1 protein-coding gene is annotated in these 19,401 nt (G+C 76.6%); it reads left to right on the forward strand.

All coding sequences use genetic code 11. The features are described from left to right. Positions 1-5: 5 nt before the first annotated feature. A partial coding sequence (locus C8054_RS29735) for a type I polyketide synthase (RefSeq protein WP_146180006.1) occupies positions 6-19,401 on the forward strand: 19,396 nt, incomplete at its 3' end.

Raw genomic sequence — 19,401 nt, forward strand, 5'->3', positions numbered from 1 at the left:
AGATGATGTCCACGTCCGCAGACAAGGTCGTCGAGGCGCTTCGGGCCTCCCTCAAGGAGACCGGCCGGCTCAAGCAGCTCAACCAGCAGCTCACCGCCGCCGCCCGGGAACCGATCGCGATCGTCGCGATGTCCTGCCGCTACCCGGGCGGGGTGTCCACCCCGGAGCAGTTGTGGGAGCTGGTGGACGCCGGCGGCGACGCGATCGCCGGCTTCCCCACCGACCGGGGCTGGGACCTGGCCAACCTCTACGACCCGTCCGCCGACCGGGTCGGCCGCTCCACCACCCAGCAGGGCGGCTTCCTCTACGACGCGGCCGGCTTCGACGCCGAGTTCTTCGGCATCAGCCCGCGTGAGGCGCTCGCCATGGACCCCCAGCAGCGGCTGCTGCTGGAAACCTCGTGGGAGGCGTTCGAGACCGCCGGCATCGCCCCCTCGTCGGTACGCGGGCAGAAGGTCGGCGTGTTCGTCGGCACCGCCGCCAACGGCTACGGCGTCGCCGCCGACGGCGGCGCGACCGACGCCGACGAGGGCTACCTGCTCACCGGCACCGTCACCAGCGTCGTCTCCGGGCGCATCGCGTACGCGCTGGGCCTGGAAGGGCCCGCCGTCACCGTGGACACCGCGTGTTCGTCGTCGCTTGTCGCGCTGCACTTGGCCGCGCAGGCGCTACGGGCCGGCGAGTTCGACCTGGCCCTCGCCGGCGGCGTGACGGTGATGGCCAGCCCCAGCGCGTTCGTCGGCTTCTCCCGCCAGCGGGGTCTCGCCTCCGACGGACGGTGCAAGTCGTTCGCCGCCGCCGCCGACGGCACCGGCTGGGCCGAGGGCGTCGGCCTGCTGCTCGTCGAACGGCTCGCCGACGCCCGCCGCAACGGCCACCCGGTCCTGGCGGTGCTGCGCGGCAGCGCCGTCAACCAGGACGGCGCGTCCAACGGGCTCACCGCCCCCAACGGCCCCTCCCAGCAGCGGGTCATCCGGCAGGCGCTCAGCAACGCCCGGCTGGACACCGCCGACGTGGACGCGGTCGAGGCACACGGCACCGGCACCACGCTCGGCGACCCGATCGAGGCGCAGGCGCTGCTGGCCACGTACGGGCAGGACCGCGACGGGCGGGACCCGCTCTGGCTGGGGTCGATCAAGTCGAACCTCGGCCACAGCCAGTCCGCCGCCGGCGTCGCCGGCGTGATCAAGATGGTGCAGGCCATCCGGCACGGCCGACTGCCCGCCACGTTGCACGTCGACACGCCGTCGCCGCACATCGACTGGTCCGCCGGGGCGGTGGAGCTGCTCACCGAGGCCCGGAGCTGGCCGGCGGTGGACCGGCCGCGCCGCGCCGCGATCTCCTCGTTCGGCATCAGCGGCACCAACGCCCACGTCATCCTGGAACAGGTCGAACCGACGCCCACCCCGGCGCCCGACACCGACCGGCCGCCGCTGGTCGACGGCGCCGCCACCGTGTGGCCGCTCTCCGCCCGGTCCGCCGACGCGCTGCGCGAGCAGGCCGCCCGACTGGCCCGCCACGTCCGCGACCACGCCGACCTCGACCCGGCGCGGCTGGCCTGGTCGCTGGCCACCACCCGGTCGGTGTTCGAGCACCGGGCCGCCGTGGTGGCCGCCGACCCCGAACAGCTCCTCGCCGGCCTGGACGCGGTCGCCGCCGGCACCCCCGCCGCCACCGTCGTCACCGGCCAGGCCGGCGAGCCGGGGGAGGGCCCGGTCTGGGTGTTCCCCGGCCAGGGCGCACAGCACGTCGCGATGGCCGCCGAGCTGATCGGCGCCGCGCCGGTCTTCGACGAGGCGCTCGCCGAGTGCCAGGCCGAACTGGACCGCTGGCTCGACGTCGACGTGGTCGCCGTGCTCACCGGCGGCGACGACTCGTGGCTGACCCGCTCCGAGATCGCCCAGCCGGCGCTGTTCGCGGTCGGCGTGGCACTGGCCCGACTGTGGCGGCACGCCGGGATGAGCCCGCGCGCCGTGATCGGCCATTCCCAGGGCGAGATCGTCGCCGCCCACGTGGCCGGCGCGCTCACCCTCGCCGACGCGGCCCGGGTGCTGGCACTGCGGCTGCGGGCGCTGGCCGACGTCGCCGGCACCGGCGCCATGGCCGCCGTCGACCTGCCCGCCGCCGAACTGGCCGCCCGGCTGCCCGAGGGCGTCACCGTCTCGGTGGTCAACGGCCCCGCCACCACCGCCGTCGCCGGGCCGTCGCAGGCCATCGCCGACCTGATCGCCACGCTGGTCGCCGACGGCGTACGGGCCCGGCCGGTGGCCGTCGACTACGCCTCGCACTCGCCGGCCGTGGCGCCGGTCGCCGACCGGCTCCGCACCGAACTGGCCGGCCTGACGCCGCGCCCCGGCGACGTGCCGATCATCTCCACGGTCACCGGCGACCGGCTCGACGGCACCCGCTTCGACGCCGACCACTGGGCCGACAACCTGCGCCTGCCGGTGCTGTTCGACACCGCCGTGCGGACCGCGATCGACGCCGGGCACACCGACTTCGTCGAGGTGTCCCCGCACCCGGTGCTCACCATGTCGGTCGCGGCCATCCTGGACGACACCGGCACCACCGGCCGCGCGCTGTCCACGCTGCGGCGCGGCGACGACGCCCGCCTGCGGCTGCTGACCAGCATCGCCCACGCCCACGCGCACGGCCTGCCGGTGGACCTGGCCCGGGTCCTCGCTCCCGCGCCGGTGCTCACCGGCCTGCCCACGTACGCGTTCCAGCGGCGGCGCTACTGGCCGGAGCGGATGGCGGCGACCGCCGCCGGCCCGGTCGGCCCGGACGTCGTCGACGTGGAGTTCTGGTCGGCGGTGGAACGCGCCGACGTCGCCGCGCTCACCGCCGGCGACGCCGACCCGGAGGTGCTCGCCCCGGCGCTGCCGCTGCTGTCGTCCTGGCGTCGCGCCCGGCTCCAGCGGGCCGTGCTGGACGGCTGGTCGTACCGGGTGGTGTGGCGGCCGGTCACCGCCGTCGCCGCCCCGTCCGCCGCCGACCTGCTGGTGGTGTCGCCGGCCGGCGACGACCGGGCGGAGGCCTGGTCGGCCGCGCTCGCCGCCGCGCTGCCCGACGGGTCGACGCTGCGCACGCTGCCCGTCGACCCGGTCCACGCCACCCGCGCGGAGCTGGCCGCGTCGCTCACCGACGAACCGACAGTGATCGTGTCGCTGCTCGGGCTCGCCGACGCCGACCACCCGGGCCACCCCGGCGTCTCCACCGGCCTGGTCGCCACCACCCGGCTGGTGCAGGCCGCCCAGGACGCCGGCCGCACCGCTCCGCTGTGGTGCGTCACCCAGGGCGGCGTGGGCACCGGCCCGGCCGAGCCGGTCACCAGCGCCGCCCAGGCCGCGCTCGGGGGCCTGGCCCGGGTGATCGGCCTGGAACACCCCCGGCAGTTCGGCGGCGTGCTCGACCTGCCCGCCGCGCCCGACGCCGCGACCTGGGCCGAGGTGGCCCGCGTCCTCACCGGCGGCGGTGACGAGGACCAGTACGCGGTCCGCCCGTACGGCACGTTCGTGCGCCGGCTGGCCCGCACCACCGCCCGCACCGCCGGGCAGCTCACCGGCTGGCAGCCGCGCGGCACCGTGCTGATCACCGGCGGCACCGGTGCGATCGGTGCCCAGGCCGCCCGCTGGCTGGCCGCCAACGGCGCCGAGCACCTGGTGCTCACCAGCCGCCGGGGGCTCGACGCCGCCGGGGCCCGCGAGCTGGCCGACGAGCTGACCGCCGACGGGGTACGGGTCAGCGTGGTCGCCTGCGACCTGGCCGACCGGGAGCAGGTCACCGCGCTGGTCGCCGGCCTGGACGACGTCGCGCCGCTGACCGCCGTGCTGCACGCCGCCGGCATCACCCGGCTCACCGCGCTCGTCGACACCGACCTGGACGTGTTCGACCACGTGATGGCCGGCAAGGTCGCCGGCGCCGGGTACCTCGACGAGCTGCTCGGTGACCGGCCGCTCGACGCGTTCGTGCTGTTCGCGTCCATCTCCGGCGTGTGGGGCAGCGGCGGCCAGGGCGCGTACGCGGCGGCGAACGCCTACCTGGACGCGCTCGCCGAGCAGCGCCGCGCCCGGGGACTGACCGCGACCTCGATCTCCTGGGGCGCCTGGGCCGAGGGCGGCATGGCCACCACCGAGGAGGCGCAGCGGCTGCTCAGCCGGCGTGGCCTCAACCCGATGCAGCCGGCCGCCGCGCTGCTGGCCCTGCGCCGGGCCGTCGAGCACGGCGAGACCACGCTGGTCGTGGCCGACGTCGACTGGGCCCAGTTCGCGCCCGCGTACGCCTCCGCCCGGCCCCGGCCGCTGCTCGCCGACATCCCGGAGGCCCGGGACGCGCTGACCGAGCGGCCCGCCACCGCCGACGTCGACGACCGGGCCGGCGGACTGCGTCGGGAACTGCTCGACCTGCCCCGCGCCGACCGGGAACGCCGCCTCACCGACCTGGTCCGCGACCACGCCGCCGCGGTGCTCGGCCACGCCGGCAGCGACGCGGTACGCCCCCGGCGCGCGTTCCGCGACCTCGGCTTCGACTCGCTGACCGCGGTGGAGCTGCGTAACCAGCTCACCGCCGCCACCGGACTGTCGCTGCCCACCACCGTCATCTTCGACTACCCCAGCCCGGCCGTGCTGGCCGGTCAGCTCGCCACGCTGCTGCGGCTGCCCGACGCCGGCGACGCCCCCGCCGACGCCCCGGCCGGCCCGGCGACCGCCGACGAGCCGATCGCGATCGTCGGCATGAGCTGCCGCTACCCGGGCGGCGTCGCCGACCCGGACGGGCTGTGGGAGCTGGTCGCCGAGGGCCGCGACGGCATCACCGAGTTCCGCACCGACCGGGACTGGGACCTCGACCGGCTCTACGCCGACGACCCGGACGCCCCGGGCCGCTCGTTCACCCGCCACGGCGGGTTCATCGATCGGGCCACCGAGTTCGACCCGGACTTCTTCGGCATCAGCCCGCGCGAGGCGCTCGCCATGGACCCGCAGCAGCGGCTGCTGCTGGAGGCCACCTGGGCGGCGTTCGAGCAGGCGGCGATCAACCCGGACACGCTGCACGGCACCGCCACCGGCGTGTTCGTCGGCGCGTCCCCGTCCGGCTACGGCGCCGGCGACGAGACCCGTGACCTGGACGGCTACCGGCTCACCGGGGGCGCGCACAGCGTCATCTCCGGCCGGGTCGCCTACACGTTCGGCCTCGAAGGCCCGGCGGTCACCGTGGACACCGCCTGCTCGTCGTCGCTCGTCGCGCTGCACCTGGCCGTGCAGTCGCTGCGCCAGGGCGAATGCGACCTGGCCCTGGCCGGCGGCGTGAACGTGCTGGTGACCCCCGGCGCGTTCGTCGAGTTCACCCGTCAGGGCGGGCTGGCCGCCGACGGCCGCTGCCGGTCGTTCGCCGCCGCCGCCGACGGCACCGGCTGGTCCGAGGGCGTGGGTGTGCTGCTGGTGGAGCGGCTTTCCGACGCCCGCCGCAACGGCCACCGGGTGCTCGCCGTGGTCCGAGGTTCCGCCGTCAACCAGGACGGCGCGTCCAACGGCCTCACCGCCCCGAACGGGCCGTCCCAGCAGCGCGTCATCCGGGCCGCGCTCACCGCCGCCGGGCTGACCACCGCCGACGTGGACGCGGTCGAGGCGCACGGCACCGCCACCACGCTCGGCGACCCGATCGAGGCGCAGGCGCTGCTGGCCACGTACGGGCAGGAGCGGGCCGGCGACCCGCTGTGGCTGGGCTCGATCAAGTCGAACATCGGGCACAGCCAGGCCGCCGCCGGCGTCGCCGGGGTGATCAAGATGGTGCAGGCGTTGCGTCACGGCGTGCTGCCCCGCACGCTGCACGTGGACGCGCCGACCCCGCACGTCGACTGGTCGGCCGGCGCGGTGGAGCTGCTCACCGAGGCCCGGCCGTGGCCGGCGGTGGACCGGCCGCGCCGGGCGGCGGTCTCCTCGTTCGGCGTCAGCGGCACCAACGCCCACGTCATCATCGAGCAGCCGCCCGCCGTCGAGCCGGAGGTGGCCGACCGGCCCGCGCCGCCGTCGCTGGTGCCGGTGCTGGTGTCGGCGCGCGGTGACGGCGGGCTGGCCCGGCAGGCGGCCCGCTGGGTCGACGCGTTCGCCGCGCCGGACCGCCCCGACCTGGCCGCCGTGGGCCGCACGTCGCTGACCGCGCGGACGGCGCTGGAGCACCGGGCGGTGCTGCTCGCCGCCGACCACGACGAGCTGATCGCCGGGCTGCGCGCGCTCGCCGCCGGCGCGGCGGCCGACAACCTGGTCACCGGCCGCGCCTCCGACCGGGGCCCGGTCGCGGTGCTGTTCTCCGGGCAGGGTGCGCAGCGCGCCGGCATGGGTCGGGAGTTGTCCGAGGCGTTCGGTGTGTTCGCGTCCGCGTTGGACGAGGTGTGCGCGGCACTCGATCCGTTGCTGCCGCAGCCGTTGCGGCCGGTGCTGTTCGGTGACGGTGAGCTGCTGGACCAGACGCAGTTCACGCAGGCGGGTCTGTTCGCGGTCGAGGTGGCGCTGTTCCGGCTCGTCGAGTCGTTCGGCGTCACCCCGGACTTCGTGGGCGGGCACTCGATCGGTGAGGTCACCGCCGCGTACGTGGCGGGTGTGTTGTCGCTGCCGGACGCGTGCGCGCTGGTCGCGGCGCGGGGTCGCCTGATGCAGGCGTTGCCGGCCGGCGGCGGGATGCTGGCGGTCGCGGCGCCGGAGTCCGAGGTGGCCACGTCGATCGAGGCACACGCCGCGCTCGGGATCGCCGCGGTGAACGGGCCGTCGTCGACGGTGGTGTCCGGAGACCTCGGCGCGCTGGACGAGCTGGAACACGCCTGGCGGGAGCGGGGTGTGCGGGTCCGTCGGTTGGCGGTGTCGCACGCGTTCCACAGTCCGCTGATGGAGCCGATGCTGGCCGAGTTCCGCACCGTCCTGGACGGGTTGACGTTCGCCGCGCCGCTGCTGCCGGTCGTGTCGAACCTGACCGGCGCGTTGGCCGACCCGACCGAGATCACCACCGCCGACTACTGGGTGCGGCACGTGCGGGAGGCGGTGCGGTTCGCCGACGGCGTGAGCACGCTGCGCGCCGCCGGGGTGGACACGTTCCTGGAGATCGGCCCGCGCAGCGTCCTCACCGCGCTGATCCGCGACACCGCCGACGACCCGGCCGGGCTGGCCGTCGCCACCCAGCGCGCCGACCGGCCCGAGCCCCGCGCGCTGCTCACCGCGCTGGCGGAACTCTTCGCCGGCGGCGCGCACGTCGACTGGACCCCGCTGTTCGCCGGCGTTCCGGCCACCGCCGACCTGCCCACCTACGCGTTCGGCGGCGACCGCTACTGGCTGCGCCCGGCCGGGCCCGCCGCCGACGTCACCGGCGCCGGCCTCGGCGCCGCCGGCCACCCGCTGCTCACCGCCGCCGTCCGGCTGGCCGGCGAGGACGCCGCCGTGCTCACCGGCCGGCTGTCCCTGTCGACCCAGCCGTGGCTCGCCGACCACGAGGTCGCCGGCGCGGTCCTCGTCCCCGGCACCGCGCTCGTCGAACTCGTGCTGCGCGCCGGTGAGGAGTTCGGCCCCTGCCGGGTCCGGGAGCTGACCGTCGCCGCGCCGCTGGTGCTCCCCGCCCGGGGCGGGGTGCGGGTGCAGGTGCGGGTCGGTCCCCGCGACCACGCCGGCTGGCGCACCGTCGCGGTGCACTCGCAGCCCGACGACGACCCCGACGGCGACTGGATCCGGCACGCCGAGGGCCTGCTCAGCGCCGCCGCCCCCACCGAGGGGGCCGGCCTCGGCGCGTGGCCACCGCCGCACGCGGTCGAGACCGACCTCACCGGCTGGTACGACGCGCTCGCCGGCCACGGCATGACCTACGGGCCGGCGTTCCAGGGCCTGCGACGGGCCTGGACGACAGGCGACGACACCGTCTACGCCGAGGTGACGCTGCCGTCCGCCGGCACCGACCAGGCCGGCGGGTTCGGCGTGCACCCCGCGCTGCTCGACGCCGCGCTGCACCCCACCGCGCTGCTGCCCGGCGACGGCACCACCGGCCCGAAGGCGCCGTTCGCGTTCACCGGCGTCCAGGTGCACGCCGTCGGCGCCCAGACGCTGCGGGTCCGGCTCACCCGGGCCGGCACGGCGGTGCGGCTGCTCGCCGTCGACCCCGCCGACCGGCCCGTCGTCACCGTCGACGCGCTGGTGCTGCGCGAGCTGACCGGCGTCACGCCGCCGGCCGCCACCCGCGCCGCCCGCTCGCTGTTCCGGGTCGCCTGGCCGGCCGAGCCGCTCACCCCGGCCAGCCCGCCCGCCACGGCGGTGCTCGGCGCGCCGCTGCCCGCTCTGCCCGACGCCGCCGCCCACCCGGACGTGGCCGCGCTGGTCGCCGCCGGCGTACCCCCGCTGGTGGTGCTGCCGGTGCCGCCGGCCGGGCCGACGCCGGCCGCGGTCCACACCGCCACCACCGGCGTGCTCGCCGCGCTGCGCGCCTGGCTGACCGCCGACGCGACCGCCGACGCGCGGCTCGTCGTGACCACCCGCGACGCGATGCCGGCCACGCCCGACGACCGCGCCGCCGACCTGGCCGGCGCGGCCGTCTGGGGCCTGGTCCGCTCCGCCCAGTCCGAGCACCCGGGCCGGATCGTCCTGGCCGACCTGGACCGCGACCTCGACGCCGGCGTGCTGGCGCTGCTCGCGGCCGCCGCCGACGACCCGGCCGCGGCGCAACTCGCGGTCCGCGGCGACACCACCCACACCCCCCGACTGGTACGCGCCGACGCCCCACCCGCGACCGCCCCGGCCACCTACGACGGCACCGTCCTGGTCACCGGCGGCACCGGCGCGCTCGGCGCGCTGCTCGCCCGGCACCTGGTCACCGACCGGGGCGTCGACTCGCTGGCCCTGGTCAGCCGGCGCGGACCCGACGCCGACGGCGCGGCCGACCTGGCCGACGAGCTGACCGCGCTCGGCGCCCACGTCCGGGTGCTGGCCTGCGACCTCACCGACCGCGACGCGGTCGACCGGCTGGTCGCCGACCTCACCGGCGCCGGCCGGCTCGCCGGGGTGGTGCACACCGCCGGTGTGCTCGACGACGCCGTGATCACCGGCACCGACGCCGACCGGCTGGCCCGGGTGCTCGCCCCCAAGGTGGACGCCGCCTGGCACCTGCACGAGGCCACCGCCGGCCTCGACCTCGACCTGTTCGTCACCTACTCGTCGATCGCCGGCGTGCTCGGTTCCCCCGGCCAGGGCGCGTACGCCGCCGCGAACGCCTACCTCGACGCGCTCGCGGTCCACCGCCGTGCCCAGGGCCGGCCCGCGCACGCGCTGGCCTGGGGCATGTGGGACACCGACGGGATGGCCGCCGGCCTCGACGGCGCCGACCGTTCCCGGGTGGCCCGCGCCGGGCTCGGCGTGATCACCGAGGCGGTCGGCGTCGCGCTCTTCGACACCGCCGTCGCCTCCGACACCGCCGCGCTCGTGCCTGCCGTGCTGGACCTGCCAGCGCTGCGCGCCGCCGCCGGCGTACCCCCGATGTTGCGTGCCCTGGCCGGCGCGCCCGCCCGGCGGCAGGCCGGCGCGGCGGCCGATGGCTGGGCGGACCGGCTCGCCCGGCTCACCGACGACGAGGCCCGCGCCGAGGTGGGCCTGCTGGTCCGGGGCCTGGTCGCGCAGGTGCTCGGCCACGGTGGCGCGGACGCGGTGCCGGCCGACCGGGCGTTCCAGGAGTTGGGCTTCGACTCGCTGACGGCGGTGGACCTGCGCAACCGGGTCAACGCCGCCACCGGGCTGCGGCTGGCGTCCACGCTGGTCTTCGACTACCCGACCCCGGCCGCGCTCGCCGCGCACGTGCACGAGCAGCTGACCGGCGCCACCGCCGTGACCCGTGCCGACGCGGCGGCGGTCACCGGCGTGGACGAGCCGATCGCGATCGTCGGCATGGCCTGCCGTTATCCGGGCGGCATCGACAGCCCCGAGGCGTTGTGGGAGCTGCTGGCCGCCGACGGCGACGGCATCGGCGCGTTCCCCACCGACCGGGGCTGGGACCTGGACACGCTGTTCCACGACGACCCCGACCACCCGGGCACCTCGTACGCCCGGGAGGGCGGCTTCCTCGCCGGCGCCGCCGACTTCGACCCGGGCTTCTTCGGCATCAGCCCGCGTGAGGCGCTCGCCATGGACCCGCAGCAGCGGCTGCTGCTGGAGGCGTCCTGGGAGACGTTCGAGTCGGCCGGGGTCGACCCGGCCCGGCTGCGCGGCTCGCGCACCGGCGTGTTCGCCGGCCTGATGTACCACGACTACGCCGCCGGGTTGGGGGAGCTGCCGGAGGGTGTGGAGGGCTACCTCGGCACCGGCAACTCCGGCAGCGTCGTCTCCGGGCGGGTGGCCTACACGTTCGGGCTGGAGGGCCCGGCGGTCACCGTGGACACCGCCTGCTCGTCGTCACTGGTCGCGCTGCACCTCGCGGTGCAGGCACTGCGCTGCGGCGAGTGCGACCTGGCGCTCGCCGGCGGCGTGACGGTGATGGCCAACCCGGGCACCTTCATCGAGTTCTCCCGGCAGCGCGGTCTCGCCGCCGACGGCCGCTGCAAGTCGTTCGCCGCGTCGGCGGACGGCACCGGCTGGTCCGAGGGCGTCGGCGTGCTGCTGGTGCAGCGCCTGGCCGACGCCCGCCGCGACGGGCGGCGCATCCTCGCCGTGGTCGCCGGCACCGCCGTCAACCAGGACGGCGCGTCCAACGGCCTGACCGCACCGAACGGCCCGTCGCAGCAACGCGTCATCCGGCAGGCCCTCGCGAACGCGCGGCTGACCACCGCCGACGTGGACGCGGTCGAGGCGCACGGCACCGGCACCACGTTGGGTGACCCGATCGAGGCGCAGGCGTTGCTCGCCACGTACGGGCAGGAGCGGGCCGGCGAACCGCTCTGGCTGGGCTCGGTCAAGTCGAACCTGGGCCACACCCAGGCCGCGGCCGGGGCGGCCGGCATCATCAAGATGATCATGGCAATGCGGCACGGTGTGCTGCCCCGCACGCTGCACGTGGACGCGCCCTCCCCGCACATCGACTGGGACACCGGCAACGTGTCCCTGCTCACCGAGGCCCGGCCCTGGCCGCGGTCGCACCGGCCCCGCCGCGCCGCCGTCTCCTCGTTCGGGGTGAGCGGCACCAACGCGCACGTCATCATCGAGGCCCCGCCCGCCGAGCCGGCCCCCGTCGCCGCCGCGCCACCCCGCCGACCCGCGCCGGTGCTGCTCTCCGCCCGCGACCCGGAGGCGCTCGCCGCGCAGGCCGAGCGCTGGGCCCGCCGGCTGGCCGCCGACACCGCCGTCCGGCCGGTCGACGTCGGCTGGTCGTCGGTCACCGGCCGGGCCGCCCTGGACCACCGCGCCGCCGTCGTCGCCACCGACCGCGACGAGCTGCTCGCCGGGCTGCACGCGCTCGCCACCGGCACGCCGGCCGGCACCGTGCACACCGGCACGGCGACCACCCGGGGCCGGCTCGCGATCCTCTTCTCCGGGCAGGGCGCGCAGCGCGCCGGCATGGGCGCCGAGCTGTACGACGCGTTCGGGGTGTTCGCCGCCGCGCTGGACGAGGTGTGCGCGCAGCTCGACCCGCTGCTGCCGCAGCCGCTGAAGCCGGTGCTGTTCGGCGACAGCGATCTGCTGGACCAGACCCGGTTCACCCAGGCCGGGCTGTTCGCGGTCGAGGTGGCGCTGTTCCGCCTCGTCGAGTCGTTCGGCGTCACCCCGGACTTCGTCGGCGGCCACTCGATCGGCGAGGTCACCGCCGCGTACGTGGCCGGCGTGCTGTCGCTGCCGGACGCGTGCGCACTGGTCGCCGCGCGGGGCCGGCTCATGCAGGCGCTGCCGGCCGGCGGTGGGATGCTGGCCGTCGCCGCGCCGGAGCGGGACGTCCTGGCGTCCCTCGACGGCACCCCCGAGCTGGGCGTCGCCGCCGTCAACGGGCCGTCGTCGGTGGTGGTGTCCGGGCCGCTCGACGCGTTGGACGAGGTCGAGCGGGGCTGGCGGGAACGCGGCGTCCGCACCCGCCGGCTGACGGTGTCGCACGCGTTCCACAGCCCGCTGATGGAACCGATGCTCGCCGAGTTCCGGGCCGTGCTCGACCGGTTGAGCTTCTCCGCGCCGCTGCTGCCCGTGGTGTCCAACCTGACCGGCGCGCTCGCCGACCCGGCCGAGCTGACCCGCGCCGACTACTGGGTGCGGCACGTCCGCGAAGCGGTCCGTTACGCCGACGGGATCACCGCGCTGCGCGACGCCGGCGCGGACACGTTCCTGGAGATCGGCCCGCAGAGCGTGCTCACGGCGCTGACCGCCGACATCCTGCCCGACGCGCTCGCGGTCGCCGGCCAACGACGGGACCGCGACGAGACCGCCGCCCTGCTGGCCGCGCTGGCCGACCTGCACGTGCACGGCGTGCCGGTCTCCTTCCCGCAGTGGTTCGCCGGCACCGGCGCGACCCGCGTCGACCTGCCCACGTACGCGTTCCGGCACCAGCGCTACTGGCTGCCCACCGGCCGCCCCCGCGGCGGCGACGTCAGCGGCGCCGGGCTCGGCGACGCCGCCCACCCGCTGCTCGGCGCCGCCGTCACCGTGGCCGGCGCGGACCTGGTGGTGCTGACCGGCCGGCTCTCCCCGGCCACCCACCCGTGGCTCGCCGACCACGTGGTGGCCGGCGCCGTCCTGGTACCCGGCACCGCGCTCACCGAACTGGCCGTCCGGGCCGGCGACGAGGCCGGCACCCCACGGGTACGCGACCTCACGCTCACCGCGCCGCTGGTGCTGCCGGCGACCGGCGGCGTGCGGGTGCAGGTGAGCGTCGGCGCCCCCGACGCCACCGGCGGCCGACCGGTCGCCATCCACTCCCAGCCCGACGGCGACGTCGAGTGGACCGCGCACGCCGACGGCGTGCTGGAACCCGCGTCCGCCGTCGAACCCACCGTCGACGCCTGGCCGCCCGCCGGGCTCACCGAGGTGGACCTGGCCGACTGGTACCCGGCGCTGGCCGCACACGGCCTCACCTACGGGCCGGTGTTCCAGGGTCTGCGTCGGCTCTGGACCGGCGACGGCGAGGCGTACGCCGAGGTCGCGCTCGGTGACGACGCGGCCGCTGAGGCGTCCCGGTTCGGCGTCCACCCGGCGCTGCTGGACGCCGCGCTGCACCCGGTCGGGCTGCTGCTCGCCGGCGACGGCCCGCGCGTGCCGTTCACCGTCGAGGGCCTCCAGGTGCACGCCACCGGGGCCCGTGCCCTGCGGGTGCGGCTCACCCGCACCGGCACCACCGTCCGCCTGGTCGCCGTGGACACCGCCGGCGCGCCCGTGGTGTCGATCGACACGCTGGCGGTGCGGGAGCTGACCGGCACTGTCGTCCCGAACGTCGCGGCCCGGTCCCTGTACGCGCTCCACTGGCAGCCCGAGGACGTCACGCCGGCCGACGCGCCGTCCGGCTGGGCCGTGCTCCGCACCGGTGCCGACCCGGCCGGGTCCGACATCGGGATGCCGGCGTACCCGGGCGTCGCCGCGGCGGTCGAGACGGACGTGCCGCCCTCGGCCCTGGTCCTGCCGCTGCCCACCGCCGACCTGCCGACTCCCGACGCGTTGCGCGCGGTCACCACCGACGTGCTCGGCACCGTGCGGTCCTGGCTGGCCGCCGACGCGCTCGCCGGCACCCCGCTCGTGGTCCTCAGCCGGGGCGCGGTCTCCGTCCGCGACGACGACCCGGTGACCGACCTGGCCGGCGCCGCCGTGTGGGGTCTGCTGCGCTCCGCGCAGTCCGAACACCCCGGCCGGATCGTGCTGGCCGACCTCGACGCCGACCCGGACGACCGGACGCTCGCCGTGCTCGCGCACGCGGTCACCGACCCGACCGGCGGCCAACTCGCGGTACGGGACGGCCGGGTGTTCGTGCCCCGGCTGGTCCGCGCCGCCTCGACGCCCGGCGTTCCGGCCTCGACCGACCCGGCGTCGGACGGTGCCGAGCGGGTGGTGCGGGACGGCACGGTGCTGGTGACCGGTGGCACCGGCGCGTTGGGCGCCCTGGTGGCGGAGCGCCTGGTGACCGGGCACGGGGTGCGGTCGCTGGTGTTGGTGTCGCGGCAGGGGCCGGCCGCGTCGGGTGCGGATGCGCTTGTGGAGCGGTTGTCGGGGTTGGGTGCGTCGGTGTCGGTGGTGGCGTGTGACGTGACCGATCGGGATCAGGTGTTCCGGTTGGTGGCGGGTGTGCCGGGTCGGTTGGCCGGGGTGGTGCATACGGCCGGTGTGCTGGACGACGGGGTGGTGTCGTCGATCAGCGCGGAGCGGTTGGCGGCGGTGTTGGCGCCGAAGGCCACGGCGGCGTGGTGGTTGCACGAGGCGACCCGGGATCTCGACCTGGACCTGTTCGTGTTGTTCTCGTCCGTCGCCGGCGTGCTCGGCTCGCCGGGGCAGGCGGCCTACGCGGCGGGCAACGCGTTCCTGGATGCGCTGGCGGTGCGACGCCGGCAGGACGGACTGCCCGGGATCAGCCTGGCGTGGGGCATGTGGGACACCGCCGGGATGGCGGCGTCGTTGTCGGCGGGGGACCGGCAGCGGTCGGCGCGGGCCGGGTTGACGCCGATGAGCGTGCAGACCGGTCTGGACCTGTTCGACGCCGCGCTCGCCGAGGGCCGTCCGGTGCTCGTGCCGGCCGTTGTCGACGTACCGGCGCTGCGGTCCGCGCTCGGCGCCGGCCCGGTGCCGGCGGTGCTGCGTACCCTGGTCGGTCCGACCGCGACCCGACGGCAGGCCGGCGCGGGTGGCGACTGGGCGGACCGGCTCGCCGGCCTCGACCCGCAGGACGCGCGCGCCGAGGTGGACCTGCTGGTCCGAGGGCTGGTCGCGCAGGTGCTCGGCCACGCCGGGGCCGGCGCGGTGCCGGCCGACCGGGCGTTCCGGGAACTCGGCTTCGATTCGCTGACCGCGGTGGACCTGCGCAACCGGGTCAACGCGGCCACCGGGCTGCGGCTGCCGTCCACGCTGGTCTTCGACCACCCCAGCCCGGCGGCGCTCGCCGAACACCTCTACGAGCAGGTCTCCGGCCGGATCAGCGCCCGCCGCGCGGCGGTCCGGACGGTCGACACCGACGAACCGCTCGCCATCGTCGGCATGGCCTGCCGGTATCCCGGCGGCGTCGACAACCCGGAGCAGCTCTGGCAGCTCCTGTCGTCGGGGCGGGACGGCATCGTCGAGTTCCCCGCCGACCGGGGCTGGGACCTCGACACGCTCTACGACCCGGACCCGGACCACGCCGGCACCTCGTACGCCCGACACGGCGGCTTCCTCACCGGCGCCGCCGACTTCGACCCCGACTTCTTCGGCATCTCGCCCCGCGAGGCGGTCGCCATGGACCCGCAGCAGCGGCTGCTGCTGGAGGCGTCCTGGGAGAGCTTCGAATCCGCCGGCGTGGACCCGGCGGCGCTGCGCGGCTCGCGGACCGGCGTGTTCGCCGGGGTCATGTACCACGACTACGCCTCCCGGCTGGCCGACCTGCCGCCGGACGCCGAGGGCTACGTCGGCACCGGCACCTCCGGCAGCGTGCTGTCCGGTCGGGTCGCGTACACGTTCGGGCTGGAGGGCCCGGCCGTCACCGTGGACACCGCCTGCTCGTCGTCGCTCGTCGCGCTGCACCTGGCCGGGCAGGCGTTGCGCTCGGGCGAGTGCGACCTGGCGCTCGCCGGGGGCGTGACGGTGATGGCGACGCCGGGCACGTTCATCGAGTTCTCCCGGCAGCGGGGCCTGTCGGCGGACGGCCGCTGCAAGTCGTTCGCGGCCGCCGCCGACGGCACCGGCTGGTCCGAGGGCGTCGGCGTGCTGCTGGTGCAGCGGCTCTCCGACGCGCGTCGTGAGGGTCGGCGGATTCTCGCGGTGGTGCGGGGCACGGCGGTGAACCAGGACGGCGCGTCGAACGGCCTGACGGCGCCGAACGGTCCGTCGCAGCAGCGGGTGATCCGGCAGGCCCTGGCGAACGCGCGGTTGAGCACGTCGGACGTGGACGCGGTGGAGGCGCACGGCACGGGCACCACGTTGGGTGATCCGATCGAGGCGCAGGCGCTGCTGGCCACCTACGGGCAGGACCGCGAGACGCCGTTGCTGCTCGGGTCGGTGAAGTCGAACCTGGGGCACACGCAGGCGGCGGCCGGGGTCGCCGGGATCATCAAGATGGTCCTCGCGATGCGCCACGGGATCGTGCCGCCGACGTTGCACGTGGACGAGCCGTCCCCGCACGTCGACTGGTCGGCCGGGGCGGTGCGCCTGGCGACCGACCTCACGCCGTGGCCGGCGGTGGACCGGCCGCGTCGGGCGGCGGTGTCGTCGTTCGGGATCTCCGGCACCAACGCCCACGTCATCCTGGAGCAGCCCGCTGACGTCATCGAGCCGGTGGGCGTCGGCGAGTCGGCCGGTGGGCCGGTGCCGGTGTTGCTGTCGGCGCGTACCGATGCGGCGCTCGCCGCGCAGGCCGGCCGTTGGGCGGCCTGGTTGGCCGGTGACGAGACGCTCCGTCCGGTCGACGTCGGTTGGTCGTCCGCCACCACCCGTACCCCGTTGGAACAGCGCGCCGTGCTCGCCGCCGCCGACCGCGACGGCCTGCTGGCCGGGCTGCGGGCGTTGGCGGCCGGTGAGTCGTCCGGTGCGGTGGTCGTCGGTGGTCGGGAGCAGCGGGGCCGGGTGGCGGTGCTGTTCTCCGGGCAGGGCGCGCAGCGTGCCGGCATGGGTCGGGAGCTGTCCGAGGCGTTCGGTGTGTTCGCCGCCGCGTTGGACGAGGTGTGCGCGCAGCTCGATCCGCTGTTGCCGCAGCCGCTGAAGCCGGTGCTGTTCGGTGACGGTGATCTGTTGGATCAGACGCAGTTCACGCAGGCCGGTCTGTTCGCGGTCGAGGTGGCGTTGTTCCGCCTCGTGGAGTCGTTCGGGGTGATTCCGGGCTTCGTGGGTGGGCACTCGATCGGTGAGGTGACCGCCGCGTACGTGGCGGGTGTGTTGTCGCTGCCGGACGCGTGTGCGCTGGTGGCGGCGCGGGGCCGGCTGATGCAGGCGTTGCCGGCCGGCGGTGGGATGCTGGCGGTGGCCGCCCCCGAGGCCGAGGTGGCCGCGTCGATCGCGGACCACGGAACGCTCGGCGTCGCGGCCGTCAACGGCCCCTCGTCGACGGTGGTCTCCGGTGACCTGGACGCGCTCGACGAGGTCGACCGGGCGTGGTGGGAGCGGGGGGTGCGGACGCGCCGGCTGACCGTGTCGCACGCGTTCCACAGCCCGCTGATGGAGCCGATGCTTGCCGAGTTCCGCTCGGTCCTCGACGGGTTGACGTTCGCCGCGCCGCTGCTGCCGGTCGTGTCCAACGTGACGGGCGCGCTGGCGGCGGGCGACGACCTGCGTACGCCCGACTACTGGGTGCGGCACGTGCGGGAGGCGGTGCGGTTCGCCGACGGCGTGACCGCGCTGCGCGCCGCCGGAACGGACACGTTCCTGGAGATCGGCCCGCAGAGCGTGCTCACCGCGCTGACCGCCGAGATCCTGCCGGACGACGAGACCGTGGTCGCGACCGCGGTGCAGCGCCGGGACCGGGACGAGGCGGACGCGCTGCTGGCCGGGCTGGCCGAGCTGCACGTGCGCGGCGTCCGCGTCGACTGGACGCCCTGGTTCGCCGGCACCGGCGCCACCCGCGTCGACCTGCCCACCTACGCGTTCGCGCACCGGCGCTACTGGCCGACGACCGGCCGCCGCCGAGGCGACGTGTCCGGGGCCGGGCTGAGCGACGCCGCGCACCCGCTGCTCGGCGCCACCGTCGACCTGGCCGGCGACGGCGAGGTGGTCCTCACCGGCCAGCTCTCCCTCGCCACCCACCCCTGGCTGGCCGACCACGCGGTGGCCGGCACCACGCTGCTGCCCGGCGCGGCGCTCGTCGAACTCGCCGTCCGGGCCGGCGACGAGGCCGGCGTGTCCCGGCTCCGCGAACTCACCGTCGCCACGCCGCTGGTCCTGCCCGACACCGGCCGCCTGCGCATCCAGGTCCGCGTCGACGGCGCCGGCACCCGCCGCGCCGTCACCGTCCACTCCCGCCCCGACGACGACCCCGAGGCGGGCTGGACCCGGCACGCCGACGGCATCCTCGAACCGCCCACCGCCGACGAACCGGCCGTCGGGGCCTGGCCGCCGGTCGACGCGACCGAGGTCGACCTGACCGGCTGGTACGACGCGCTCGCCGCGCACGGCCTGGCGTACGGGCCGGCGTTCCGGGGCCTGCGTCGCGCCTGGACCGGCGACGGCGAGGCGTACGCCGAGATCGCCCTGCCGGACGACATGACCGCCGACGCCGCCCGGTTCGGGCTCCACCCGGCGCTGCTGGACGCCGCCCTGCATCCGATCGGGCTGCTGCCGGACGGCGGGACCGGCGGCCCCCGGGTGCCGTTCGCGTTCGAGGGCGTCCAGGTGCACGCCACCGGCGCCACCCTGCTACGGGTCCGACTGTCCCGCACCGGAGACGCGGTCCGGCTGGTCGCCGCCGACGAGAGCGGCGCACCTGTCGTGTCGGTGGACTCCCTGGTGCTGCGCGAGATGACCGGCCTGCCCACGTCCGGTGCGGCGGCCCGGTCCCTGTACGAGGTGCGCTGGCAGCCCGCGGAGACCCCGGCCGGCCAGGCGACCGGCTGGGCGGTGCTCGGTACGTCCGTCGACGGGCTGTCGTCGTATCCGGACGTGTCGGCGGTGGTCGACGCGGGGAGGGGACTGCCGCGCACGTTGGTGTTGCCGGTGGTCGGGTTGTCCGACGGGGAGGTGCCCGACGCGGTGCGGGTGACCGCGTCGGAGGTGTTGGCGGTGGTGCAGGCGTGGTTGGCGGCGGAGCCGCTTGCCGAGTCGCGGTTGGTGGTGACGACCCGGGGCGCGGTGGTGGCGGCGGGCGACGATCGGGTGACCGATCTGGCGGGTGCTGCGGTGTGGGGGTTGGTGCGGTCGGCGCAGTCGGAGCATCCGGAGCGGATCGTGTTGGCCGATCTGGATCGGGGCGTCGACGGCGGGGTTTTGTCGGTGCTGGCCGGTGTGCTGGGTGATCTGGCGGCAACGGGTGGGCAGGTGGCGGTACGCGGCGACGCGGTGCTGACGCCGCGCCTGGTCCGCGCCGCGCCCGCCGCCACGGGTGCCGGGTCGACGCCGACGGCCGGCGGCCGGGCCGCCACCGACGAAGCGTCGGGGTCGGACCATGTCGGGCGTGCGATCGGCGTCGGCACGGTGCTGGTGACCGGTGGTACCGGTGCGTTGGGCGCGTTGGTGGCGGAGCGGCTGGTGACCGGGCACGGGGTGCGGTCGCTGGTGCTGGTGTCGCGGCAGGGCCCGGCCGCGCCGGGCGCGGACGCGCTGGTCGAGCGGTTGTCCGGCTTGGGTGCGTCGGTGTCGGTGGTGGCGTGTG

The sequence above is a fragment of the Micromonospora sp. RP3T genome (genome assembly GCF_003027925.1).
Lineage (GTDB): Bacteria > Actinomycetota > Actinomycetes > Mycobacteriales > Micromonosporaceae > Micromonospora.